18 protein-coding genes are annotated in these 23,871 nt (G+C 64.9%); 7 read left to right on the plus strand and 11 right to left on the minus strand.

Translation table 11 applies throughout. The features are described from left to right. Window positions 1-9 precede the first annotated feature (9 nt). From gnd to JQ633_RS01880, 4 genes are all read right to left on the minus strand, one after another. Complete coding sequence (gene gnd / locus JQ633_RS01865; RefSeq protein WP_211981715.1) at window positions 10-993, minus strand: phosphogluconate dehydrogenase (NAD(+)-dependent, decarboxylating); 984 nt, start codon at window positions 991-993, stop codon at window positions 10-12. A 13-nt stretch (window positions 994-1,006) separates the two neighbouring features. After that, on the minus strand, window positions 1,007-3,853 hold the full coding sequence (locus JQ633_RS01870; RefSeq protein WP_211981717.1) for a bifunctional transaldolase/phosoglucose isomerase: 2,847 nt from the start codon (window positions 3,851-3,853) through the stop codon (window positions 1,007-1,009). A 218-nt stretch (window positions 3,854-4,071) separates the two neighbouring features. Next, on the minus strand, window positions 4,072-4,518 hold the full coding sequence (locus tag JQ633_RS01875) for a DsrE family protein (protein WP_211981719.1): 447 nt from the start codon (window positions 4,516-4,518) through the stop codon (window positions 4,072-4,074). A 41-nt stretch (window positions 4,519-4,559) separates the two neighbouring features. After that, entirely contained in the window at window positions 4,560-5,189 is a 630-nt protein-coding gene (locus JQ633_RS01880; RefSeq protein ID WP_211982746.1) for a hypothetical protein, read from the minus strand. 498 nt (window positions 5,190-5,687) lie between these two features. On the opposite strand from JQ633_RS01880, the gene JQ633_RS01885 reads away from it, so the two are divergent. From JQ633_RS01885 to JQ633_RS01910, 6 genes are all read left to right on the plus strand, one after another. After that, a complete protein-coding gene (locus tag JQ633_RS01885; protein ID WP_211981721.1) occupies window positions 5,688-7,631 on the plus strand; it encodes a PrkA family serine protein kinase in 1,944 nt (647 codons plus the stop codon). A 108-nt stretch (window positions 7,632-7,739) separates the two neighbouring features. After that, window positions 7,740-9,011, plus strand: coding sequence for a YeaH/YhbH family protein (locus JQ633_RS01890; protein WP_211981723.1), 1,272 nt, complete (start codon window positions 7,740-7,742; stop codon window positions 9,009-9,011). Then, window positions 9,011-10,558, plus strand: coding sequence for a SpoVR family protein (locus tag JQ633_RS01895; RefSeq protein ID WP_211981725.1), 1,548 nt, complete (start codon window positions 9,011-9,013; stop codon window positions 10,556-10,558). Before JQ633_RS01890 ends, JQ633_RS01895 begins: the two co-directional genes overlap by 1 nt. A 256-nt stretch (window positions 10,559-10,814) precedes the next feature. Then, on the plus strand, window positions 10,815-12,005 hold the full coding sequence (locus JQ633_RS01900) for an ABC transporter substrate-binding protein (RefSeq protein WP_211981730.1): 1,191 nt from the start codon (window positions 10,815-10,817) through the stop codon (window positions 12,003-12,005). Between the two features lie 140 nt (window positions 12,006-12,145). Further along, a complete protein-coding gene (locus JQ633_RS01905; RefSeq protein ID WP_211981731.1) occupies window positions 12,146-12,709 on the plus strand; it encodes an STM3941 family protein in 564 nt (187 codons plus the stop codon). Between the two features lie 144 nt (window positions 12,710-12,853). Continuing rightward, window positions 12,854-13,405 carry an STM3941 family protein gene (locus JQ633_RS01910; RefSeq protein WP_211981732.1) on the plus strand — a complete coding sequence of 184 codons (552 nt, stop codon included), beginning with the start codon at window positions 12,854-12,856 and terminating at the stop codon, window positions 13,403-13,405. Here the strand turns inward: JQ633_RS01910 and JQ633_RS01915 are convergent. The 4 genes from JQ633_RS01915 to JQ633_RS01930 all read right to left on the minus strand — a co-directional run bounded on the left by JQ633_RS01915 (window position 13,397) and on the right by JQ633_RS01930 (window position 18,981). Continuing rightward, entirely contained in the window at window positions 13,397-14,452 is a 1,056-nt protein-coding gene (locus JQ633_RS01915) for a 2-oxoacid:ferredoxin oxidoreductase subunit beta (RefSeq protein WP_211981733.1), read from the minus strand. The two genes, JQ633_RS01910 and JQ633_RS01915, sit on opposite strands and share 9 nt — an antisense overlap. Further along, complete coding sequence (locus JQ633_RS01920; protein WP_211981735.1) at window positions 14,449-16,296, minus strand: 2-oxoacid:acceptor oxidoreductase subunit alpha; 1,848 nt, start codon at window positions 16,294-16,296, stop codon at window positions 14,449-14,451. Before JQ633_RS01920 ends, JQ633_RS01915 begins: the two co-directional genes overlap by 4 nt. Next, complete coding sequence (locus JQ633_RS01925) at window positions 16,266-18,065, minus strand: FAD-dependent oxidoreductase (RefSeq protein ID WP_211981737.1); 1,800 nt, start codon at window positions 18,063-18,065, stop codon at window positions 16,266-16,268. Before JQ633_RS01925 ends, JQ633_RS01920 begins: the two co-directional genes overlap by 31 nt. Window positions 18,066-18,309: 244 nt before the next feature. After that, window positions 18,310-18,981, minus strand: coding sequence for a DUF4286 family protein (locus JQ633_RS01930; RefSeq protein WP_211981739.1), 672 nt, complete (start codon window positions 18,979-18,981; stop codon window positions 18,310-18,312). 185 nt (window positions 18,982-19,166) lie between these two features. Between JQ633_RS01930 and JQ633_RS01935 the strand changes: the two genes are divergently transcribed. Next, window positions 19,167-21,341, plus strand: a complete 2,175-nt coding sequence (locus JQ633_RS01935; RefSeq protein WP_433995618.1) for a caspase family protein — start codon at window positions 19,167-19,169, stop codon at window positions 21,339-21,341. A gap of 28 nt (window positions 21,342-21,369) precedes the next feature. On the opposite strand, the gene pip is transcribed toward JQ633_RS01935, so the two are convergent. From pip to pqqD, 3 genes are read right to left on the minus strand one after another with little or no spacing between them, the layout of a single operon-like run. Continuing rightward, window positions 21,370-22,347, minus strand: coding sequence for a prolyl aminopeptidase (pip, locus tag JQ633_RS01940; RefSeq protein ID WP_211981742.1), 978 nt, complete (start codon window positions 22,345-22,347; stop codon window positions 21,370-21,372). Beyond that, window positions 22,337-23,560, minus strand: coding sequence for a pyrroloquinoline quinone biosynthesis protein PqqE (gene pqqE, locus JQ633_RS01945; RefSeq protein ID WP_211981743.1), 1,224 nt, complete (start codon window positions 23,558-23,560; stop codon window positions 22,337-22,339). Before pqqE ends, pip begins: the two co-directional genes overlap by 11 nt. Next, a complete protein-coding gene (gene pqqD / locus JQ633_RS01950; RefSeq protein WP_211981744.1) occupies window positions 23,557-23,865 on the minus strand; it encodes a pyrroloquinoline quinone biosynthesis peptide chaperone PqqD in 309 nt (102 codons plus the stop codon). Before pqqD ends, pqqE begins: the two co-directional genes overlap by 4 nt. Between the last annotated feature and the right edge of the window lie 6 nt (window positions 23,866-23,871).

A 23,871-nucleotide genomic window follows, 5' to 3' on the forward strand; every position in this document is an offset into this window, starting at 1 on the left:
CGAGGTTGGTTAAGCCTTCTTCGGCGGCTCCTTGTGGCCGCCGAAGCCGGCGCGCATCGCAGAGAGGATCTTCTCGGCGAAGGTATGGTCCTTGCGCGAGCGGAAGCGCGCGAACAGTGCGGCCGTCAGCACCTCGGCCGGCACCGCCTCGTCGATCGCGGCATTCACGGTCCAGCGGCCTTCGCCGGAATCCTCGACGAAGCCGGAGTAGTTGTCGAGCGTGTGGTTCTCGGCGAGCGCCGTCGCGGTGAGATCGAGCAGCCAGGACGGGATCACGCTGCCGCGCCGCCACACCTCGGCGATGTCGGCGATGTCGAGGTCGAAGCGATGCTCGGCCGGCAGCGCCTCGATATTGGCGTTCTTCAGGATGTCGAAACCTTCCGCATAGGCCTGCATCAGGCCGTATTCGATGCCGTTGTGGATCATCTTGACGAAGTGGCCGGCGCCGATCGGGCCGGCATGGATGTAGCCCTGCTCGATGCGCGGGTCGCGGCCGTCGCGGCCGGGCGTGCGCGGGATGTCGCCGATGCCGGGGGCCATCGCCTTGAAGATCGGGTCGAGCCGGTCGACCACGGCCTTGTCGCCGCCGATCATCATGCAGTAGCCGCGCTCGATGCCCCAGATGCCGCCGCTGGTGCCGACATCGACGTAATGCAGGCCTTTCTCCCTGAGCGCCTTGCCGCGGCGGACGTCGTCCTGCCAGAAGGTGTTGCCGCCGTCGATGATGACGTCGCCGGGCTGCATCAGCTTCGCCAGCGTCTCGATGGTGGCTTCGGTGATCTTGCCGGCCGGCAGCATCACCCAGGCGGTGCGCGGCGTCTCCAGCTTGGCGACGAAATCCTCCAGCGAGGAGGAGCCCGCGGCGTTGTCGGCGACCAGCGCGGTGACGGCCTTGGGATCCTTGTCGTAGACGACGGCGGTGTGTCCGTGGGCGATCAGGCGGCGCACGATGTTGCCGCCCATCCGCCCGAGGCCGATCATGCCGAGTTGCATTGCCTTGCCTCCGTCAGTTCAGCGCAGCCGAGATCGCAGCGTCGAGCGCTGCCAATCCGGAGGCGAGGTCGCCCTTGAGATGCACGCGCAGCGCCCGCCGGCCGCGCTCGGTCAGCACGTCGAAATCGCCGCGCGCCTGCGCCGCCTTGATCACGCCGAAGCTGGCCTTCTGGCCGGGCACCGCGAGGTCCTGGCTGTCGTCGGTCGTCACCTGCAGGAACACGCCGCTGTCGGGCCCGCCCTTGTAGGCCTGTCCGGTCGAATGCAGGAAGCGCGGGCCGAACTCGGCGCAGGTCGCAAGATGCCTGGCGTCGCGGACCTTGAGCCGCATCGCCTGCATTGCGTCGATGGTGTCGCCGTCGCGCTCGATATAGGCGAGCAGGGCGACATAGTCGCCGCGCCCGGAGCGCGACAGATGCGCTCTTATCCATGAGTTGAGATCGCCATTGGCGCCGGCCTTGCGCAATTCCTCGGCGTTCTGCGCGTCGGTGTAGAGCTCGACCTCGTCCGCCGACACCACCGGCTCCTCAGCCGGCAGTGATCCGGTTTTCTCGAACGCGGCGGTCAGCTCGCGCGTCTTGATCTTGGCGGCCTCGACGTCGGGCTGGTTGAACGGGTTGATGCCGAGGATCGAGCCTGCGACTGCGGTTGCGATCTCGAAGCGGAAGAACTCCTGGCCGATATGGTCGATCGACTTCAGCACGATGCGCACGACCGGATGGCCGGCGGCCTCGATCGCCGTGAGCTTCGCCTCATGCGCCGCATCGTGCTCGTGCTCGGTGCGCAGGTCGATGAAGAAGCGGTCGTTGCCGTAGACGGCGGCATCGCCGATCGTCTCGCCCTCGATCGGGATCAGGCCCTTGCCGTCCTTGCCGGTGGATTCGGCGATCAACTGCTCGGCCCAGGCGCCGAAATCGGCGACGTCGGGCGAGGCGAAGATCGTCACCTTGTCGCGGCCTTCGAGCCCGGCGATGCCCATCGCAAGGCCGAGCTGCACGCCGGGGTTCTCATGCGGCGGCACGTCGGCGCCGCAGGAGCGCGCCATCGACAGCGCATGGCCGAGCAGGCTGCGGACATCGATGCCGGCCGCGGCCGCCGGCACCAGGCCGAACGGCGACAGCACGGAGTAGCGGCCGCCGATCGCCGGATCGCCGTAGAAGATCCGGGCAAAGCCCTGCTTGATTGCGACCTTCTGCAAGGAGGAACCGGGATCGGTCACCGCGATGAAGCGGTGGCCGGCCTTGTCCTTGCCGATCGCTTTCGCCACCCGGTCGAAGAAGTAGTCCTTCATCACGTTCGGCTCGGTGGTGCCGCCGGATTTCGAGGAGACGATGAACAGCGTCCTCGAGATGTCGACATACTCCTCCATCGCGCGCACCTGGGCGGGATCGGTGGAGTCGAGCACATGCAGCCGCGGGAAGCCGGATTTGTGCGGGAAGGTCTCGGCCAGCACTTCCGGCCCGAGGCTCGAACCGCCCATGCCGAGCACCACGGCGTCGGTGAAGTTCTGCCCCTTCACGCGCCGCGCGAAATCCTCGTAGTCGGCGACATCGGCGGTAGCGGCGCTGGTCAGCCAGCCCAGCCATTTGTTCTCGTCGTCGCCGGTCCAGACCGACTTGTCCTTCTGCCAGAGCCGGCGGATCTTGGCTTGGGCGCGCCACTCCTCGGTGCTCTTCTCGACCGCCTTCTCGATGGTGGCGCCGAGCGCGAGCTTCTGCGGGTCGATGCCGCCGCCGAGTGAGGTCGCGCGCTTGTGGGCGACCGCGCCGTAGAGCTTGTCGGCCGCGTCGGCGAACAGCTTGACGCCGTCCTTGACCAATTCCTCAGTGATGGCGTCGAGCGAGATGCCGGATTTCTCCAGCTCGTCCAGCACGTGACGAGCGTCCTCGACGTTTTCCTCCAGGCTGTCGCGCAGCTTGCCGTGGTCGCGGAAGGCATCCAGCGTCGCCGGCGGCACGGTGTTGACGGTGTCGGGGCCGATCAGCTCCTCGACATAGAGCACGTCGCTGTAGTCCTTGTTCTTGGTGCCGGTCGAGGCCCACAGCAGCCGCTGCGGCTTGGCGCCCTTTGCCTTCAGCTTGTCCCAGCGCGCGCCCGCGAACAGGCGCTTGTAGTCCTGGTAGGCAAGCTTGGCGTTGGCGATCGCGACCTTGCCCTTCAGGGCGGCCAGCCGCTCCTTCTCGGACGGGTCATTGGCGCGGGCGATCTTCTCGTCGAGCTGCTTGTCGACCGCTGAGTCGATCCGGCTGACGAAGAAGCTGGCGACGCTCGCGACATGGGAGGGATCGCCGCCCTTGGCGACGTATTTCTCCAGGCCCTTCAGGTAGGCTTCCGCCACCTGGCGGTAGACCTTCTGGGAAAACAGCAGCGTGATGTTGATGCTGATGCCTTCGCCGATCAGCTGCTCGATCGCGGGCAGGCCCTCCGGCGTCGCCGGCACCTTGACCATCAGGTTCTTGCGATGCACGTCCTCCCACAGCCGCTCGGCCTCGGCGATGGTGCCCTTGGTGTCCATCGCGAGATAGGGCGACACTTCCAGGCTGACGAAGCCATCACCGCCATGGCTCTGGTCGTAGACCGGGCGCAGCACGTCGGCGGCGTGCTGGATGTCCGCGACCGCGAGCTGCTCGAACAGGTCGGCGACCGAACGGTCGCCCGACTTCAGCGCCTGGCCGATCGCGCCGTCATATTCGTCCGAGCTGCCGATCGCCTTCTCGAAAATCGAGGGGTTGGACGTCACGCCTTTGACGCCGTCGGTCTCGATCAGCCGCTTCAGGTCGCCTTTGGCGACGAAGCCGCGAGCCAAAAAGTCCAGCCAGACCGCCTGGCCGTGATTTTCGAGTGCTTTGACGGGGTTCATGGGTGCCTGTTCTCGTTCGATCGAGGGTCGATTTTTGGGTTCCCGGGCAGCTTTCGGGGACGGAAGCGGATTGTCAACATGGGGGTGCCCGGGGCGGAATATCAGGATTCCCAAGGGATAACGCCATTCACATCAGTTCGATCCGTCGGGTAGCCGCCCCGAGCAGAGCCTGATCTCTGAACATTTTTATGACGCGTTCTGGGCCGTGTGCAGTGCGGTCAAGGCCGCAGATAAAGGTAGCCCTGCGACTGCAGCTCGGCGAGGCGGACCACGCCACCCCGATCGGCGCTGACGAAGCCGGGAAGCAGGTCCTTCAGGCTGATGTTCTGCGATTTCATGGTGTTGCCGCAGGCGGCGAGCTCGATACCGTCCTTGGCGAACTGGCCGACGCGACGCGACAGGTCGGCATTGCCGGCGGTCGAATGAAACGCCTTCAGCGCCGGGCCGTGCACCACGAGCGCGATCGTCACATTGTCGGGACCGCCGACGCCGTCGAGATGGTTCTGGATATTGCCGACCACGAAGCTGACCTTGTCGAGGTCGGAGAGGTGATAGACCACCTTCAGCTTGTTCGCGGGCACCTCGGTCGCCGCGCCGGCCTTGGACGCGGCGAACACGGCGCTGATCGCCGAGACGGTGCCCCACAGGATACTGCGTCGGTGCATGGCGTCCCTCCCGTTACCGGTGTTGTTCGGGCGATAGCCTATCACTTGTGGCTGAGTGCGGCGAGTTCCGTGCGATCGGTCACGAGCTCGGCGCATTCGCTACTGTCGGCACGGTCGACGCGAAAGATCTTGTCGTCGCCGCTGCCGGACAGTGCCTCCCCGGCAGCGTCATCCGGCATGGCGTCTCCCGGCTTGCCGCGCTCGGAGACCATGATGCGCCCGATGTGGACGATCGCGGATTTGTTATCCTTTGATAATGCCACAGTGATGCCACCGCCATCACAATCGACGTTGCATTCATAGCGCAGCTCGTGGCCCCGCTCGCTCGCGAGGGCGTGATTGCATGAGCCGACGGAGTCGAAATCGCCGGCGCGATCGCGGAATTTGACGCCGGTGCGGAAGGAATAGCTGATGGTCTTGTCCTCAGGCTCCGTTTCGGCCTCGACCAGCAGCTTCATCGCGCTGACCTTCTGCTTCGGGTGCTGCGCCAGATGATTTGCGTCGTAGCGCCGCACGAAGCAGGCATAGGTTTTCTCGTGCACGGGGCCCGCGAACATCCGCTTGTCGAAGGCGGCAGCCCTTGCCTTGTCGACGGCGTCCTGGGCCTGGGCGGCGAACGTCGCGGCGGCGTATGCCGCAACTGCGAGGACGATACGGGATAGCAGCTTCATGGCCCGGCTCTCGGGAATAACAGGTGCTGTCGGCACATCACCATGATGCGCGGCGAAAGTACCGCGCGGAACTGCGCGGTCTCGCTGCCTTAGTCGCGGCGATATGGAGGCACGTTCAAGGGTGTCTGAATGTTTGTTCATGCACGCCCGTAGACGCCGCATCTTGACGCCAAGGCTGGACAGCCACACCTTTTCAGGGAGGCCAAAGTTCATCGTCGGGCAGGGAAGGTGCCCCGTTCGAATGTCCGCTTTTGGAGGCCGGCCCGTTAAACCACGGATGTTGCGAGAGTGCGACAACGGCCAAAAACAGGGGGATATTGATGAACTATTAAGCTTCCTGCCTGTTGATAAGGCGGTGGCTGCACGCGCCGTGCATTGCCGAAGTGAGTCGGTCGAGTGTCCAATGGACCCAGCGTGCCGACGCTGATTCGATCCTTGGACGCTCTGGTTGCGACTCGTGTCAGTCGTGCGGCGATACATATCGTGGAGAGAGGGATCATGTACAACGATTCTTTGTTCAACGCCTTCGCAAGGTCGTTTGAAGCGCGAAGCCAAACCGACATGTCGATGGCCGAGTATCTGGAGTCGTGTCGAAGTGATCCGATGCGATATGCCAATGCGGCCGAGCGGTTATTAGCGGCAATCGGTGAGCCTCACATGATTGACACGGCCAAGGACCCACGCCTTGGCCGTATCTTTTTGAACCGTACGATCAGGTCGTATCCGGCCTTCGCCGGCTTCCACGGCATGGAAGACACGATCGAGCGCATCGTCGGCTTCTTCCGTCACGCCGCGCAGGGCCTCGAGGAGCGCAAGCAGATCCTCTACCTGCTCGGGCCGGTCGGCGGCGGCAAGTCATCGCTCGCCGAGCGCATCAAGGCGCTGATGGAAGTGCATCCGATCTACGTGCTGAAGGCCGGTGACGAGCTCTCGCCGGTGTTCGAGTCGCCGCTCGGCCTGTTCGATCCCGATCAACTCGGTCCGATGATCGAGGAGAAGTACGGCATCCCGCGCCGCCGGCTGAGCGGGCTGATGTCGCCATGGGCCTACAAGCGGCTCGAGGCGTTCGGCGGTGACATCTCGCAATTCCGCGTCGCGCGCATCCAGCCCTCGCGGCTGCGCCAGATCGCGGTCGCCAAGACCGAGCCCGGCGACGAGAACAACCAGGACATCTCCTCGCTGGTCGGCAAGGTCGACATCCGCAAGCTGGAGACCTACGCCCAGAACGATCCCGACGCCTACAGCTACTCCGGCGGCCTCAACCGCGCCAACCAGGGCGTGCTCGAGTTCGTCGAGATGTTCAAGGCGCCGATCAAGATGCTGCATCCGCTGCTGACGGCGACGCAGGAAGGCAACTACATCGGCACCGAGAACATCGGCGCGATCCCGTTCACCGGCATCATTCTTGCGCACTCCAACGAGGCGGAGTGGCAGAGCTTCAAGACCAACAAGAACAACGAGGCCTTCATCGACCGCATCTGCGTCATCAAGGTCCCGTACTGCCTGCGGACGACCGAGGAGCAGAAGATCTACGAGAAGCTGATCGAGAGCTCCGAGCTCGCCTCCGCGCCCTGCGCCCCGGCGACGCTGGAGACGCTGGCGCGCTTCACGGTGATGTCGCGCCTGCGCAAGCACGAGAACTCGACGCTGTTCGCCAAGATGCGGGTCTATGACGGCGAGAGCCTGAAGGAATCCGATCCGAAGGCGCGCAGCGTACAGGAGTACAAGGACGCGGCCGGCGTCGACGAAGGCATGGACGGCGTCTCGACCCGCTTCGCCTTCAAGGTGCTCGCCTCGACCTTCAACCACGACACCACCGAGGTCGGCGCCGACGCGGTGCATCTGATGTATGTGCTGGAGCAGGCGATCCGCCGTGAGCAGCTGCCCGATGAAGCCGAGAAGCGTTATCTCGAATTCATCAAGGCCGACCTCGCGCCGCGCTACGCCGAGTTCATCGGCAACGAGATCCAGAAGGCCTATCTGGAATCCTACGCCGACTACGGCCAGAACCTGTTCGACCGTTACGTCGACTACGCCGACGCCTGGATCGAGGATCAGGACTTCAAGGATCCCGACACCGGCCAGCTGATGAACCGCGAGCTCTTGAACCAGGAGCTGACCAAGATCGAGAAGCCGGCCGGCATCGCCAACCCGAAGGACTTCCGCAACGAGGTCGTCAAGTTCTCGCTGCGTTCGCGGGCGCACAATAACGGCAAGAACCCGAGCTGGACCTCCTACGAAAAGGTTCGCGACGTGATCGAGAAGCGGATATTCTCCCAGGTCGAGGATCTGCTTCCGGTGATCTCGTTCGGCTCGAAGAAGGACGGTGAGACCGAAAAGAAGCACGGCGAGTTCGTCGCGCGGATGGTGGAGCGCGGTTACACCGAGCGCCAGGTCCGTCGTCTGGTCGAGTGGTACATGCGGGTGAAGCAGGCCGGTTAAGCGCAGGATCCGGAGAGTCGGCAGCGGCTCTCCTTGCTCCGTCCCAATAAGAATGATGATGCGATCGCTTCCGTTCGCATCACGGCGTGAGGCAGATGCAACGTGGTCATGCATATCGTCGATCGGCGGCTCAATCCGGGTAGCAAGAGCCTGGAGAACCGTCAGCGTTTCCTGCGCCGCGCCAAGGCGCTGGTGCAGGGCGCCGTGAAGAAGTCGTCGCAGGACCGGGACATCAAGGATGTCCTGGAGGGCGGCGAAGTGACGATTCCGCTGGACGGGATGGATGAGCCGCGCTTCCGGCGCGAAGGCGGCACGCGCGACCTGGTGCTGCCCGGCAACAAGAAATTCGTCGAAGGCGATTACCTGCCGCGACCGACCCAGAGCGGCGCCAAGGGCTCCGGCGCGGGTGAGGGCGACAGCGAGGACGCCTTCCGCTTCGTGCTCAGCCGCGACGAGTTCGTCGATTTGTTCCTCGATGACCTCGAACTGCCCGACCTTGCCAAGCGCAAGCTCGCCGAGACCGAGAGCGAGGGCATCCAGCGCGCCGGCTATTCCACATCAGGCTCGCCGGCCAATATCTCGATCAGCCGCACCGTGAGCCGCGCGCTGGCGCGGCGCGTGGCGCTGCGCCGGCCGCGCAAGGACGAGATCGAGGCACTCGAGGCCGAGCTTGCCGAATGCGATGACGCGGTGCGACGGCGCGAACTGATGGCGCAGCTCGAGGCGCTGAAGGCCAAGGTTAAGCGCATTCCGTTCATCGATCCGATCGACATCCGCTACCGCCGGTTCGAGACCGTGCCGAAGCCGGTGGCGCAGGCCGTGATGTTCTGCCTGATGGACGTCTCGGGCTCGATGTCCGAGCACATGAAGGACCTCGCCAAGCGGTTCTACATGCTGCTCTACGTGTTCCTGAAGCGGCGCTACAAGCACGTCGAGATCGTGTTCGTCCGCCACACCGACCGCGCCGAGGAGGTCGACGAGGATACGTTCTTCCACGGGCCGGCTTCCGGCGGCACGCTGGTGTCGAGTGCGCTGGTGGCGATGAACGAGATCGTCCGCACCCGCTTCCGCCCGGCCGACTGGAACATCTACGCCGCCCAGGCCTCCGACGGCGATAACATGACGTCCGACAGCGCGCTGACCGGACAGCTCTTGACCAACAATATCCTGCCGGTCTGCCAGTTCTTCGCCTATCTCGAGGTCGGCGAGGCCGCCAACTACACCTTCGACATGCCGGACTCCTCGCTGTGGACGCTGTACGAGCGCCTGCGCAACGAGGGCGCGCCGCTGTCGATGCGCAAGGTCAGCGAGCGCGGCGAGATCTTTCCGGTGTTCCAGGATCTGTTCAAGCGCCGCAGCCAGCAAGAGAGGGTTCCGTAATGGCTTCTTCCGGCGAACGCCTGTTCGAGGGCGCGGACTGGGATTTCCCGACCCTGCAACGAATCCACGACGCGTGCGAGGAGATCGCGCGCAAGGAGCTCGGGCTCGACGTCTATCCGAACCAGATCGAGGTGATCACCGCCGAGCAGATGCTGGATGCCTATTCCTCGGTCGGCATGCCCTTGTTCTACAAGCACTGGTCGTTCGGCAAGCAGTTCGCGTTCCAGGAAGCTTCCTATCGCAAGGGCCTGATGGGCCTCGCCTATGAGATCGTGATCAACTCCTCGCCGTGCATTTCCTATTTGATGGAGGAAAACACCGCGACGATGCAGACGCTGGTGATCGCGCACGCGGCGTTCGGGCACAATCACTTCTTCAAGAACAACTATCTGTTCAAGCAGTGGACCGACGCCGAGGGCATCCTCGACTATCTGGAATTCGCCAAGGGCTACATCGCCACCTGCGAGGATCGTCACGGCAGCGAGGCGGTGGAAAGGACGATCGATGCCGCGCATGCGCTGATGTCGCACGGCGTCGACCGCTATCCCGGCAAGAAGATGCTCGATCTGCGTGACGAGGAGAAGCGCGCCGGACAGCGCCGGCAGCACGAGGAGAGCGTGTTCAACGATTTGTGGCGGACGGTGCCGAACGTCAAGACCAAGACCAAGGCCAGCCTCACCGCAGAGCGCCGCCGTGCGCTGCTCGGCCTGCCGCAGGAGAACATCCTTTATTTCCTGGAGAAGACCGCGCCGCGGCTGGCGCCTTGGCAGCGTGAGCTGATCCGTATCGTGCGCCACATCGCGCAGTACTTCTACCCGCAGGGCCAGACCAAGGTGATGAACGAGGGCACGGCGACCTACGTGCACTACCGGATCATGAATCGCCTGCATCAGCAGGGCCGCATCACCGACGGCAATTTCCTCGAATTCCTGCAGTCGCACACCAACGTGGTGTTCCAGCCCGAGTTCGACGATCGCCGCTTCTCCGGCTTCAACCCATACGCGCTCGGCTTTGCGATGATGCAGGACATCGAGCGCATCGTCAGCAATCCGGAGGACGAGGACCGCCACTGGTTCCCCGACATCGCCGGCAAGGGCGACGTCGAAGGCGTGCTGCGCGAGGTCTGGGCCAATTACCGCGACGAAAGCTTCATCAGCCAGTACCTCAGCCCGGCACTGATCCGGCGCTTCCGCATGTTCCATCTGCACGACGATCCCGCCGAAAGCGCGGGAATCCTGGTCGACGCGATCCATGACGAGCGCGGCTATCGCCGGGTCAGGCGCGAGCTGGCGCGGCAATACGATGTCGGCTTCGTCGATGCCAATATCGAGGTCATCGACGTCGATCTCGACGGCGACCGCCGCCTGATGCTGCGTCATACCACCGTCAAGGACGCCCAGCTCAACGAGACCGACACGCGCCGCGTGCTGCAGCATCTCGCCGACCTCTGGTCCTACGACGTCGTGCTGACCGAGGTCGACGGCTCCGACAAGGTGCTGAAGGAATACGTCATCAGCCCGCGCGTCGCCGCGGCAGCGGCGGCCTGAGCGCGCGACTGCGTTGCAGTACACGCAAGGCCGACCGCGTCGCGGAATGGATTTCTTGCTCGGCGAACCTTCGCGACCGACGCGGGTCCACATCGCGAACATTCCGGTAACATTCAGTCGACAAAGCGCCGCGCGCCGTTCCGCGTAGGAGCACGATTGCCGGTACGCGAAATTCTTGAGAATTCTTGGCGATTGCCTGCGCAGGCGCGATCGATATTGTGCGCGCCGTCAACAAGATCAAAAAAAGGATCAGCTCTTGTCAACTCGCACCGCTTTGGCGAGCTCTCTCGCCGTTGCCGCATTCGCGGCCCTCTCGATCTCTCCGTCGCTCGCCGCGGAAACATCGATCAAGATCGGAAACACCGCGCCGTATAGCGGGCCGGCGTCCGCCTACGGCACCATCGCGCGCGCCGAATCCGCGTATTTCCAGATGCTCAACGATCAGGGCGGCATCAATGGCCGCAAGATCGAGTTCGAGACCCTCGACGATGCCTATTCGCCGTCGAAGACGGTCGAGCAGACGCGCAAGCTGGTCGAGCAGGACGAGGTGCTGGCGATCTTCAGCTCGGTCGGCACCGCGCCCAACATCTCCGTGCAGAAGTACCTCAACATCAAGAAGGTGCCGCAGCTGTTCGTCTCGTCCGGCGCGACGCGCTGGAACGATCCGAAGCACTTCCCCTGGACGGTCGGCTTCAATCCGACCTACGAGCTCGAAGGCAAGCTCTACGCACAATACATCCTGAAGACCAAGCCGGATGCCAAGATCGCCGTGATCACGCCGAACGAGGACGCCGGCAAGGACTATCTGAAGGGCTTCAAGGACGGGCTCGGCGAGCATGTCGGCCAGATCGTCGCGGAGACCACCTATCAGACCGCCGACCCGACCATCGATTCGCAGATCGTGACGATGCGCGAATCCGGCGCGGACGTGTTCTTCGCCGAGGCGACGCCGAAATTCGCGGCGCAGGCGCTGCGCAAGGCGGCGAGCATGGGCTGGAAGCCGCTGATCATCCTGCCGACGGTCTCCAACTCCGTCTCCGCGGTGCTCGAGCCGGCGGGCCTGGAGAATGTCGTCGGTGTCGTGACCGGGCTCTATCTGAAGGACCCGACCGATCCGCGCTGGGCAGATGATCCCGGCCAGAAGGAGTTTTCGGCCTGGATGAAGAAGTATCAGCCGAATGCCAGCGCCGGCGATCTCTTCAACGTGCAGGGCTATACCGTCGCGCAAGTCATGACCGCGGTGCTGAAGAACTGCAACGGCGATTACAGCCGCGACAACATCATCAAGCAGGCGACCAACCTCAAGGCGCTCGAACTGCCGATGCTGCTGCCGGGCATCAAGGTGCAGACCGAGCCCGACAACGTGACGCCGATCCGCCAGATCCAGATGGCGCGGTTCGACGGCAAGTCCTGGGCGCTGTTCGGCGACGTGCTGAGCGACAAGTAGTCCCTTGCCGCCCGGGAGCGTGAGCTTTATCGCGCCCCGGGCGGTCGATCGTCAGAATTCAACGGATCTCTGCAAGACGTCCTTAATGCATAGGCGCGACATATTCGGATCGTCAGCCCGACCAGTTGTCCGAAACGCCAATGCTCCGCACGACCAACGTCGATCATGATCTCCCGGATATCGAGATCAGCTATTCGTGGTCGTGGAATCTGGCGCAGCTCTTTGTCTATCTCCTGCTCTTCCTGCTGTGCCTGGCGAGCGTGCTTGGTTGGGCTCCGCAAAAGGCGATGACGACGACCAAGATGACGCTGGCTTACACCGTCACGGCCCTGCTCGGGTTCGCCGTCTGCTACCAAATTCCGATCCTGCTCTGGCCGCAATGGCCGGTGGTCTTCGTCAATCGTTTCGGCATCCGCGATAAGCGCGTATCGAAATCGACCATCCCCTGGCAATCCATCGAAGCGGTCTCGCTTCGGGCATTTCGTGGCCACAAATATCTCGAACTGACGCTGGATCCCGCGGTCGCACGTCTGCTCTTCGCGAAGAAGCTCAACCCTCTACCCGCCTTGCTCAACAAGCTGCTGGGCACCAGAGGGGTCGTGATCAACACGATGGGATTGAAGATGGAAGCCGATGAGGTGTTCGACCTCTGTAAGCGCTATCGCGCGGCGGCCGTCGGTTCGAGCACCTTGCTGTGGCGTTGATCGCCGCCGACGCTTGGCCGATCGAGGCGCCACAGATGTCCGGACCCTGGCATTTCGAGCGGTTGTGAGCATGCAATCTTAACGAGTATCGCGTAGGGGTCTGAACCTGAAAACTCGGAAAAACCTTCGGACGCGGCAGCAGACATGCAGCACAATCAATATCTGCCAGACATTGAGATCGGCATTTCGGTTTGGCGAACGCTCGCCCTGCTCGCCGGAAGTGTTGCGTTTGCACTGCTGGGCGCGTCGGTCGTGTTCGGCTGGCTTTCCGATGGAACGCCGGACACGGGCTTTCTTGTGTTGAGCTACCTAAGCATTGTGCTGTTCGGCGGCGGCGCCTGCATGTTTGCCTGGCAATTGTCGTCGCCGAAGCGAGCGGTGATTTTCATCAGCCGCCAAGGCATCCGGGATGCGCGATCATCACGGACGCTGACGCCCTGGCAGTCGGTGGAAGCGGTCTCGATCCAGCGGGTCCGCAGCCAGAAGTTCGTGGTCCTGAAGCTGCTTCCGGGGCAAACCCCCAGCACCGGCGCGACGGGCGCACTGATGGACGCCGCCAACAAGATGATTGGAGTTGACGGAATCCCGATCGGCGTGACCGCACTGGCGGTCAGCGCCGAAGGGTTGCTCGATACCTGCAACACCTATCTCGCCGCCGCCCGCGCGATGAAGACGAGGCCGCTTCCGTCAGCGTAGGCTGGCGTTGATCTTGTCCAGCACGGCTGAGCCGGGGCACAGCGCCTTTTCGTCCAGGGTGTTGAGCGGCGTCTCGACGGTGTCGAGATGGGTGTGCAGATCCTCGGCGTCCGGATCGACATAGAGCAGCCCGGTGACGATCTGGCCTTTGGCAGCGTGTCTCGCGAGGAAGGTCTGCGCGCCCAGCCGATCATGCGGATCGTAGTCGGCATCGAGCTTGCGCAGTGCCAACCGTGAGCCGTCGTGCTGTTCGACCACCTGCACGGTGCCCGGCGCATAGTCGACGCTGATCGGCTCGCGGCCGACCAGCACGTCGAGGCGGTTCACCGCGTCATTGTGCTCGCGGACATAGTCGAAGCTCTTGGTCGAGCCGGCGTGATTGTTGAAGGCGATGCAGGGGCTGATCACGTCGATGAACGAGGCGCCCTTGTGTCGGATCGCGGCCGCGATCAACGGCACCAATTGCGTCTTGTCGCCGGAGAAGCTGCGCGCCACGAAGGTGGCACCAAGCTGCAGCGCGATCGCGACGAGGTCGATCGCGTTGTCGGTGTTGGTGACGCCCTTCTTGGACTTCGAGCCGCGGTCGGCGGTGGCCGAGAACTGCCCCTTGGTCAGGCCGTAGACGCCGTTGTTCTCGACGATGTAGGTCATGTTGACGCCGCGCCGGATCGAATGCGCGAACTGGCCGAAGCCGATCGAGGCTGAATCGCCGTCGCCGGAGACGCCGAGATAAATCAGGTCGCGGTTGGCGAGGTTGGCGCCGGTCAAAACCGACGGCATGCGGCCGTGCACCGAGTTGAAGCCGTGCGAATTGCCGAGGAAATAGTCCGGCGTCTTCGACGAGCAGCCGATGCCGGAGATCTTCGCCACCCGGTGCGGCTCGATCGAGAGCTCGTAGCAGGCTTCGATGATCGAGGCGGTGATCGAATCGTGGCCGCAGCCGGCGCACAGCGTCGAGATCTTCCCCTCATAATCGCGGTGGGTATAGCCCAGCTCGTTCTTCTTCAGGCCGGGATGATGAAACTTCGGCTTTGCAATGTAGGTCATGACACGGCCTTGCGGAGAGGAGTCACCTTGAGATGGTCCTGGTGGTCGCCGATCGAATTGGCGATGAAGCGCGCGGTGATCGGCGTGCCGTCATAGTGCAGTATCGGCACCAGGCGGACGGGATCGATGCCGTTCTCGTTGACGATCAACTGGCGCAGCTGCGCGTCGCGGTTCTGCTCGACCACGTACACGAAATCATGGTCGGCGATGAAACTGGCGACGCTGGAGTGGAACGGGAAGGCGCGGATGCGCATGCGGTCGAGCTGGTGGCCGCGCGCCTCCAGGAGGCCGATCGCCTCGTCCATCGCAGGTGACGTCGAGCCGAAATAGATCACGCCGTATTTGGTCGGCTTGCCGGCATTGGCCTGCAGCGGCCGCGGCACCATGTCCTGCGCGGTCTCGAACTTGCGCACCAGGCGCTGCATGTTGTCGGCATAGACGGCGCCTTCCTCCGAATAGCGCGCATAGCGGTCGCGCGAGGTGCCGCGGGTGAAGTACGAGCCCTTGGTCGGATGGGTGCCGGGATAGGTGCGGAACGGGATGCCGTCGCCGTCGACGTCGAGGTAGCGGCCGAAGTCGCGGCCTTCCTCCAGCATCTCCGCAGTCATCACCTTGCCGCGGTCGTACTGCCGGGCGTCGTCCCACTTCAGCGGGCGGCACAGCCGGTGGTTCATGCCGATGTCGAGATCGAGCATCAGGAAGATCGTGGTCTGCAGCCGCTCGGCAAGGTCGAAGGAATGTGCGGCGAACTCGAAGGCTTCGGCCGGGTCTTCCGGGAACAGCAACACGTGCTTGGTGTCGCCATGCGAGGCATAGGCGCAGGCGATCACGTCGCATTGCTGGGTGCGGGTCGGCATGCCCGTCGAGGGGCCGGCCCGCTGGATGTTCATGATCACGGCCGGAATCTCGGCGAAGTAGGACAGGCCGATGAACTCGGTCATCAGCGAGATGCCCGGGCCGGAGGTCGCGGTGAAGGCGCGCGCACCGTTCCAGGAGGCGCCGATCACGATGCCGATCGAGGCCAGCTCGTCCTCGCCCTGCACGATGGCGTATTTCGCCTTGCCGGTTTCGGCATCGTGCCGGAACTTCTTGCAGTGGCTGGTGAAGGCTTCGGCCACCGACGATGACGGCGTGATCGGATACCAGGCGCAAACCGTGGCGCCGCCATAGACCGCGCCGAGCGCGGCTGCGCTGTTGCCCTCGATGAAGATGCGGTCGCCGACCTTGTCGGATTTCTTCACCCGCAGCCCGATCGGGCACTTCAGGTTCTGCAGCGCCCAGTCGCGGCCGAGATGCAGCGCATGGACGTTGGAGGAGAGCAGCTTCTCCTTGCCCTTGTACTGCTCGCCGATCAGCTGCTCGACCAGCTTCGGGTCCAGGTCGAGCAGCGCGCACAGCGCGCCGAGATAGATGATGTTCTTGAACAGCTGGCGCTGCCGCGGATCGCTGTAGGTCGAGTTGGTGATCGCGGTCAGCGGCACGCCGATGACGGTGATGTCCTCGCGGAATTTCGACGACGGCATCGGCTTGGTCGAATCGTAGAACAGATAGCCGCCGGGCTCGATGCCGGCGACGTCCTTGTCCCAGGTCTGCGGGTTCATCGCCACCATCATGTCGACGCCGCCACGGGCGCCGAGATGGCCGTCCTCGGTGACGCGCACTTCATACCAGGTCGGCAGGCCCTGGATGTTGGACGGGAAGATGTTGCGCGGCGACACCGGCACGCCGTGGCGCAGGATCGCGCGCGCGAACAGTTCGTTGGCGGAGGCGGAGCCCGAACCGTTGACGTTGGCGAAGCGGACGACGAAGTCGTTTACGCTGCTGATCGGGCTTTGGACTGACATGTTGATCCTGCGTGAACCATATCGATGAGGTACTTCTGCATGTCCCAGGCGCCGGTCGGGCAGCGCTCGGCACACAGCCCGCAATGCAGGCAGACGTCTTCGTCCTTGACCATGACGCGGCCGGTCTTCAGGTCGCCGGAGACGTAGAGCGCCTGGTCGTGGTGCGGCGAGGGCGCCTTCAGGCGCTGCCGCAGATCATCCTCTTCGCCGTTCTCGGTGAAGCTGATGCAGTCCATCGGGCAGATGTCGACGCAGGCGTCGCATTCGATGCAGAGCGGCGCGGCGAACACCGTCTGCACGTCGCAGTTCAGGCAGCGCTGCGCCTCGCCGAGCGCGAGCTTGACGTCGTAGCCGAGCTCGACCTCGGCGCGGATGTCCTTCAGCGCGATCACCTTGTCGCGATGCGGCACCTTGAAGCGCTTGTCGGCGGAGATGTCGTTGTCGTAGCTCCACTCGTGGATGCCCATCTTCTGCGAGGAGACGTGCACCTCCGGCAGTGGGCGCTCGGTGATGTCCTCGCCGGAGACCATTTTGTGGATCGAGAGCGCGGCGTCGTGGCCGTGCGCCACCGCCCAGATGATGTTCTTCGGCCCGAACGCCGCGTCGCCGCCGAAGAACACCTTCGGATTGGTCGAGACGAACGTCTTGGGATCGACCTTCGGCATGTGCCACTTGTCGAATTCGATGCCGCAATCGGCTTCGATCCAGGGGAATGCGTTCTCCTGGCCGACGGCAACGAGCACATCGTCGCAGGGCACGGTCTCGTCCGGCTCGCCCGAGGGCACCAAATTGCGGCGGCCCTTGTCGTCGTACTCGGCCTTCACCTTCTGGAAGGTGACGCCGATCAGCTTGCCGGCGACATGCTTGAAGGCCACCGGCACCATGAAGTTGAGGATCGGGATGTCCTCATGCAGCGCGTCTTCCTTCTCCCACGGCGAGGCTTTCATCTCCTCGAAGCCGGAGCGGACGATCACCTTGACGTTTTCGCCGCCGAGGCGGCGCGCGGTGCGGCAGCAATCCATCGCGGTGTTGCCGCCGCCGAGCACGATGACGCGCTTGCCGATCTTGTCGACATGGCCGAACGAGACGTTGGCGAGCCACTCGATGCCGATGTGGATGTTGGCAGCGGCCTCCTTACGGCCGGGAATGTCGAGCTCGCGGCCGCGCGGCGCGCCACTGCCGACGAAGATCGCGTCGTAGTTTTCGGCGAGCAGCTGCTTGAGGCTGTCGATGCGCTGGCCGCCCTTGAACTCGACGCCGAGGCCGAGGATGTAGCCGGTCTCCTCGTCGATCACGCTGTCGGGCAGGCGGAATTTCGGAATCTGGCTGCGCATCATGCCGCCGGCCTTCGGATCGCCGTCGAACACGGTGCAGTGATAGCCGAGCGGCGCCAGATCGCGCGCCACCGCGAGCGAGGCGGGGCCGCCGCCGACCAGCGCGATGCGCTTGCCGTTCTTCGCGGCAGGCCGCGGCAGGCGCTGCGTGATGTCGTCCTTGAAGTCGGCGGCGACGCGCTTGAGGCGGCAGATCGCGACCGGAGTCTCCTCGACGCGTCCGCGGCGGCAGGCCGGCTCGCATGGACGATCGCAGGTGCGTCCCAGGATTCCCGGGAACACGTTGGACTTCCAGTTGATCATATAGGCGTCGCTGTAACGCCCCTCAGCAATCAACCGGATGTACTCGGGAACGGGGGTGTGTGCGGGACAGGCCCATTGGCAATCGACTACTTTATGAAAGTAATCCGGCGCCGAGATATCAGTCGGTTTCATTCCTACCTTTGTCCCGCGCGAAAAATGCCAGATCCGGCGCGGCCTTATCGTTGACCACGAACGCTCATGTCGCGTTCTTCGGGTTTTTGAATTGGATCATAGGTTTATCTTATTAGAGCCGTTCCAGTGATGGCAAAGGCTAAATTGTCCGACCTACAGCTTTCGCGTGGCTGCTGTGCATTTGCGTTAATGTCGCCGTCGTCATGCGGCGGTGCAGCAATGCTGCTCCGCCGCGCGCCGCGATCTATTTTCGCGGCAGATCGCTCTTCGCGAGGTCCCACAGCAGCCGATAGACGCCGCTCGTGATCACGAGCGGTTTCAGTGCGGCATTATCGGTGATGCGCGCTGATGCCGCAGGCACGGCGCCGACATCCGTGGCGTCGATCAGTACGAACCAGTCACCGGCGCCGGGATCGGCCTTCGCGGCGTCCTCTGTCAGCGGCTTCGACAGATCAGGATCGTTCTCCAACAGGTGCATCGAGATGATGCCGTCCTGCGTCGCCGGATCGAGCAGCTCGCGCAACGCAGCGCGGAGCTTGTCGGCGCCATCGGCCGGCGGACGCAGCCGGATGAGGCCGAGCGCGGCGCCGCGTCCGACGCCGCTGCTGATCGTGATGCGTGCGACGGCGCGGATCATGTTCTTGAAGCGCGCGATATTGGCCTTCGACCATTCGGTCTGGTTGGCGAGCGCCGTGCGATAGGCCGGGCTGTCGAGCACGTCGAAGGTCGCGGTCGAGTAGAGGCCGAGATATTTCGGCTTGCCGTCATGCGCGACGTAGCGCCGCGCTTCGAGGAACCCGTCGATCGCGACGCGCTCCTCGATATGCTCGCGGTCGTACCAGCGATTGAATTCAGCCTCGTGTAAGGGGTCGACATCCATCGATGTCATCAACATGCCTTGCCCGGCGATCGGCATCGAGTGCTCCTTTTTGCCTGCTTTTATCGGCGCAATATCGCCGAACGGCGCGGCGCAGGGAAGCCGGTTCCCGGTGCACGCGACCGGGCAGACCAAGGATTGCCACAATTGCTGCGATGCTGTTCAGCGCGGGTTCACGGAAGAAGCATTTCCATTCAACTCGCCAATCTCCGGGAAGAACAAGGATGGCCGCGATGGCGCGAATTCTCTGGGCACTCTTGATCGGCCTTGTATCGCTCGCAGCGCAGCCAGCGCATGCGCAGGAGCAGGAGAAGAGGCTCGCGCTGGTCGTCGGCAACGGCGCCTATCAGGCGGGTGAGCTGCAGACCGCCGCCAACGATGCCGGGCTGATCGCGCAGACCTTGCAGGCGGCCGGCTTCGACGTGATCGGCGCGCGCGATCTCGACGGCGAGACGCTGCGCAAATCGTTCCGCGATTTCGTCCAGAAGGTGCAGGAGGCCGGTCCCAACGCGGTCGCCTTCGTCTACCTCGCAGGCTACGGCGTGCAGCTGACCGGCGAGAACTATTTCGTGCCGGTGGATGCGAGGATCGCGCGCGACACCGACGTGCCGGTCGAGACGATCCGGATGTCCGACTACATCCATCAGCTCTCCGCGCTGCCGCTCAAGGCCGGCGTGGTCGTGCTCGATGCTGCGCGCAGCAATCCGTTTGCCAAGGAAGGCCAGCCGCTCGCCGGAGGTCTCGCGCTGGTCGATCCGGATCCGAAGATGCTGATCGCGTTCAGCTCGGCGCCCGGGACTGTCGCGCCCGACGGCGCGCCGCCCTATGGACCCTATGCGCAGGCGCTGGCCGAGATGATCCGCTCCGGCGGCCTCAGCCTGCCCGATGTGTTCGACCGCGTCCGCCTGCGCGTCAACGAGATGACCAAGGGCGCGCAGATCCCGTGGGATGCGCAGAAGGTCGATGCGCCCTTCATGTTCTTCGAGAGGCAGCCGGATGCGCCGCCGGAGCAGGTCGATGCCAATCTGCGCAGCAAGCCGATCCGCGACTTCTCGGCGCAGGATGCCTATGCGGCGGCGCTGGAGCGCGACACGCTGCAGGGCTACGAGGATTATTTGCAGGCCTATCCGAGCGATCCGCTGGCCAAGCGGGTGCGCGCGATCGTGGCGGCGCGGCGCGAGGCCATCACATGGCGGCGGACCTACACTGCCGATACGCCGGATGCCTACTGGTCGTATCTGAAGTGCTATCCGCGCGGACCGCATTCGACGGATGCGCGGCGGCGGCTCGCTTATCTCTCGGCCGCGCTGGAGCCGCCGCCGCAATTCGCCGCGCTCGACTACGACGTGCCGCCGCCGCCGCCCGATGAAATCGAGTATGTCGACCGTCCGGAGCTCTACTACGGCGATCCAGTGTTCGGCTTCGCGCCGCCGCCACCGCCGCCTGTCGTGTTCCTGCCGCCACCGCCGCCGGACTTCGTGGTGCTGCCGCCACCGCCGCCGTCGATCGGCCTGTACGTGTTGCCGATCCCGCTGTTCGTCGCGATACCCGCCTATATCGCCGCGCCCCGCTATGTCGTGCCGCCGCCGAACAACATCGTGTTCCGCAACATCCACAACACCACGATCATCAACAATGTGATCAACAATCCCAACCCCACGCCGGCGCAGCTCAGCGCGGCAGGGGGAAGGCCGGCGATCCCCGGAGGCCCGATCTCGCGGGCGCCGTCATTGCCGCCTGCGGCCCTGCAGCGCGCGAACCTCGCGCCGGCACAGGGCGCCCAGCCAGGCCCGGGCCCGGGCGGACGACCCGCATTGCCGGGAGCCGCACCGAACGCGGCCGTTGCGCCGACCGCTCCGGGCGCGGCTGCTCATCCGCTGCCGGGCGGCCGCAACGCTCCGCCGCTGCCGCAGTCCGCGACTGCACCCGCCGGCGCACCGCAGCCGGGTGCAAGGCCGGCGCTGCCGGGACAGGCTGGGCCAAACAGGCCCGCCGCAGCGATGGCGCCGGCCAATGCTCAGCCGGCTCCCGTCGCTCGTCCGACAGGCGCGCCGACGCCACCGCCTGCGGCAGCCGCGCGGACGCCGGGCAGGCCACCGCTCCCGCACGCCGCCACGGCGCCGCCACCCGCGCGTGCCGCCGTGGCCCCGCCGGTGATCGCGCGTCCGCCACCGCCGCCGCATGCCGCCCCGCCGCCGCGTGCGGTCGCGGTGGCGCCGCGTCCGGTTGCTCCGCCGCCACGACCGGCGCCGGTCCCGCACGCAGCTCCGCCACCGCGGCCGATGGTGCAGGTGCAGCGTGCTGCCCCGCCGCCGCCGCGGATGGTGGCGCCGCCAAGGCCCGCTGCGGTGGCGCGGCCGGCCGCGCCGGCCTGTCCGCCGGGCAAGTGCAAGCATTGATTGGGGTGGTCGATACGGCCGGGCGACGTCAGCGCGCTCGTGACGCGAGATCGGCGATCGCCTTCATCACGGCGTTGCGGATGCCGGGGTCGTAGAGGATGTGGCCGGCGCCGTCGACGATGCGCACCTCGCTGCCGGGCCAGCGCGCGGCGAGGGCGTGCGAGGTCGCGGGCGGGCAGAGCAGGTCGTAGCGGCCCTGCACAAGGATACCGGGAATGCCGGCGAGCTTGCCGGCCTCGTCCATCAACTGGTTCGGCCGCATGAAGCAGTCATTGGCGAAATAATGCGCTTCCATGAACGGCGTCGAGGGCAGCACGCCCGATGCCTTCTGCAGGTCGAGCCGCGTCTGCTTCGGCGTGTGCTCCGACAATGCGCGTTCGGTGTCGTGCCAGGCGCGCGCGGCGCGGCCGTGCACATCGATACTCGGGTCGAGGATGCGGCGGTAATAGGCATCGAGCGGCGCGGCACGCTCGCTCGCCGGCAGGAAGTTGAGGAAGTCCTCGTAGAGCGCGGGATAGAACCGCGGCAGCGTGCGCAGGAAAACGTCTTCCAGCTCCTCACGCGTGCCGAGGAACGTCGCGCGCAGCACGAGGCCGCTGACGCGGTCGGGATGCGCCTGCGCGTATGCAAGCGCCAGCGTCGCGCCCCAGGAGCCGCCGACCACCATCCAGCGCTCGAAGCCGAAGCGCGCGCGGATCTTCTCCAAGTCGGCGATCAGGTGCGCGGTCGTGTTGTGCTGGCGGCTGCCCTTCGGCCGGCTGCGGCCGCAACCGCGCTGATCGAACAGCACGGCGTGGAATCGTTCCGGATCGAACAACCGGCGATGATCCGGCTGGCAGCCGCTGCCCGGCCCGCCATGCAGATAGACCGCGGGGATGCCGCCCTCGCGGCCGACGCTCTCGACGTGGAGATCGTGGCCGTCGCCGACATCGAGCCATTCCGATGTCAGCGGGGCGAACGGATCGGCGCGCTTGGCGGCCTTTCCGGCATCGGCGTCAGGCGCCATTCCGCTCGTCCTGAGGTTTGTCGTCCGTCTCCAGCGTGCCGCCGGCGAAGTTGCGGTAGAGGAAACGGGTCTGATCGCCGGCGGACTCGCGCTCGGCCTGCTTGAAGATCTCGTCATGCCGCGGCGACAGCGCGCAGGCCGGGTCGGTGTTGCCGGCATCACCGGTCAGCGCAAAGGCCTGGCAGCGGCAGCCGCCGTAATCGACCTCGCGGAATTCGCAGCTCTTGCACGGCTCCGGCATCCAGCCGGTGCCGCGATAGCGGTTGAAGGCCTCCGAGTTCTGCCAGATCCAGGCTATCGAATGGTTCGAGCGCACCGATTCGAATTCCAGCCCGGTGATGCTCTCGGCGGCGTGGCACGGCAGCACCTTGCCGGCCGGTGAGATGTTGAAGAACTGGCGGCCCCAGCCGCCCATGCACTTCTTCGGCCGCAGCGCGTAATAGTCCGGCACCACATAGTCGATCGCGAGCGTGCCCTTCAGCCGCGCCTGCGCGTCCTCGACGATGCGGCTGGTCTCCTCGATCTGCTCGACGGTCGGCATCAGCGCGGCGCGGTTCTTCAGCGCCCAGCCGTAATACTGCACGTTGGCGACCTCGAGCCGGTCGGCATCGAGATCGACCGCCATCTGGATGATGTCGGAGAGTTGATGCAGGTTCTGCCGGTGCATCACGGCGTTCACCGTCAGCGGCAGCTCCAGCTCGTGCGTCCATCTGGCGACCTCGAGCTTTTTGCGATGGGCGTCCTTCAGGCCGGCGACGCGGTCGGCGACGACGGGCTCGTTGCCCTGAAAACTGATCTGCACATGGCTGAGGCCGGCATCGGCCAGCGCCGACAGCTTGTCCTTCGTCAGCAGCACTGCCGACGTGATCAGGTTGGAGTAGAGGCCGACGTCGCTCGCATGCTGCACCAGCTCGACGATGTCCTTGCGCGCGGTCGGCTCGCCGCCGGAGAAATGGACCTGCAGCACACCGAGCTCGGCGAGCTCGCTCAGCACCTTCTTCCATTCCTCCGTCGTCAGCTCGGTCGAGCCGCGATCGAGCTCGACCGGGTTGGAGCAATAGGGGCATTGCAGCGGGCAGCGGTGGGTGACCTCGAGCAGCACCGCGAGCGGGATGCCGTAGGTCTCGGCCGCCGAGCGGTTACCTTCCAGCACGGCGAGCCCGTCGCTGGGGCCTGCTGCGGCTGTCTTGTTGTCGGCGAGCGTGTCACTCATGGTGTCTTCTCGCGCGCTTCGGTGAGAAAGCCCTTGTCGGCGAGGTCCTGCAGCATCGCGACCACGTCGGTCGCGATCGCCTCGCGCGGCGCGGCGTATTTTTCCGCGAGCATGTCGACCATCTGCGCGACGTTGCGTTCGCCGTCGCAGAGCTGCAGCACCTCGACCGCGATCTCGTCCGGCGCCAGCACGCGCTCCGGCGCCAGGATCACCCAGACCTGCCGCGTCTCGTCGAATTTCAGCTTGGCATGGCGCGGCAGCTTCGGCCGGCTGGTCTCGCTGACGCTGATGTTGCGGCTGGCCATCGGTGT

This window comes from Bradyrhizobium tropiciagri, from assembly GCF_018130505.1.
Taxonomy (GTDB): domain Bacteria; phylum Pseudomonadota; class Alphaproteobacteria; order Rhizobiales; family Xanthobacteraceae; genus Bradyrhizobium; species Bradyrhizobium tropiciagri_B.

Coding starts and splice junctions, on each gene's coding strand:
- JQ633_RS01880 (WP_211982746.1), bottom strand. CDS start 5,189: ATGAAGCTGCTATCCCGTATCGTCCTCGCAGTTGCGGCATACGCCGCC.
- JQ633_RS01930 (WP_211981739.1), bottom strand. CDS start 18,981: ATGCCGATCGCCGGGCAAGGCATGTTGATGACATCGATGGATGTCGAC.
- pip (WP_211981742.1), bottom strand. CDS start 22,347: ATGGCGCCTGACGCCGATGCCGGAAAGGCCGCCAAGCGCGCCGATCCG.
- JQ633_RS01890 (WP_211981723.1), top strand. CDS start 7,740: ATGCATATCGTCGATCGGCGGCTCAATCCGGGTAGCAAGAGCCTGGAG.
- gnd (WP_211981715.1), bottom strand. CDS start 993: ATGCAACTCGGCATGATCGGCCTCGGGCGGATGGGCGGCAACATCGTG.
- JQ633_RS01915 (WP_211981733.1), bottom strand. CDS start 14,452: ATGACCTACATTGCAAAGCCGAAGTTTCATCATCCCGGCCTGAAGAAG.
- JQ633_RS01895 (WP_211981725.1), top strand. CDS start 9,011: ATGGCTTCTTCCGGCGAACGCCTGTTCGAGGGCGCGGACTGGGATTTC.
- pqqE (WP_211981743.1), bottom strand. CDS start 23,560: ATGAGTGACACGCTCGCCGACAACAAGACAGCCGCAGCAGGCCCCAGC.
- JQ633_RS01920 (WP_211981735.1), bottom strand. CDS start 16,296: ATGTCAGTCCAAAGCCCGATCAGCAGCGTAAACGACTTCGTCGTCCGC.
- JQ633_RS01870 (WP_211981717.1), bottom strand. CDS start 3,853: ATGAACCCCGTCAAAGCACTCGAAAATCACGGCCAGGCGGTCTGGCTG.
- JQ633_RS01885 (WP_211981721.1), top strand. CDS start 5,688: ATGTACAACGATTCTTTGTTCAACGCCTTCGCAAGGTCGTTTGAAGCG.
- JQ633_RS01925 (WP_211981737.1), bottom strand. CDS start 18,065: ATGAAACCGACTGATATCTCGGCGCCGGATTACTTTCATAAAGTAGTC.
- pqqD (WP_211981744.1), bottom strand. CDS start 23,865: ATGGCCAGCCGCAACATCAGCGTCAGCGAGACCAGCCGGCCGAAGCTG.
- JQ633_RS01905 (WP_211981731.1), top strand. CDS start 12,146: ATGCTCCGCACGACCAACGTCGATCATGATCTCCCGGATATCGAGATC.
- JQ633_RS01935 (WP_433995618.1), top strand. CDS start 19,167: ATGGCCGCGATGGCGCGAATTCTCTGGGCACTCTTGATCGGCCTTGTA.
- JQ633_RS01910 (WP_211981732.1), top strand. CDS start 12,854: ATGCAGCACAATCAATATCTGCCAGACATTGAGATCGGCATTTCGGTT.
- JQ633_RS01875 (WP_211981719.1), bottom strand. CDS start 4,518: ATGCACCGACGCAGTATCCTGTGGGGCACCGTCTCGGCGATCAGCGCC.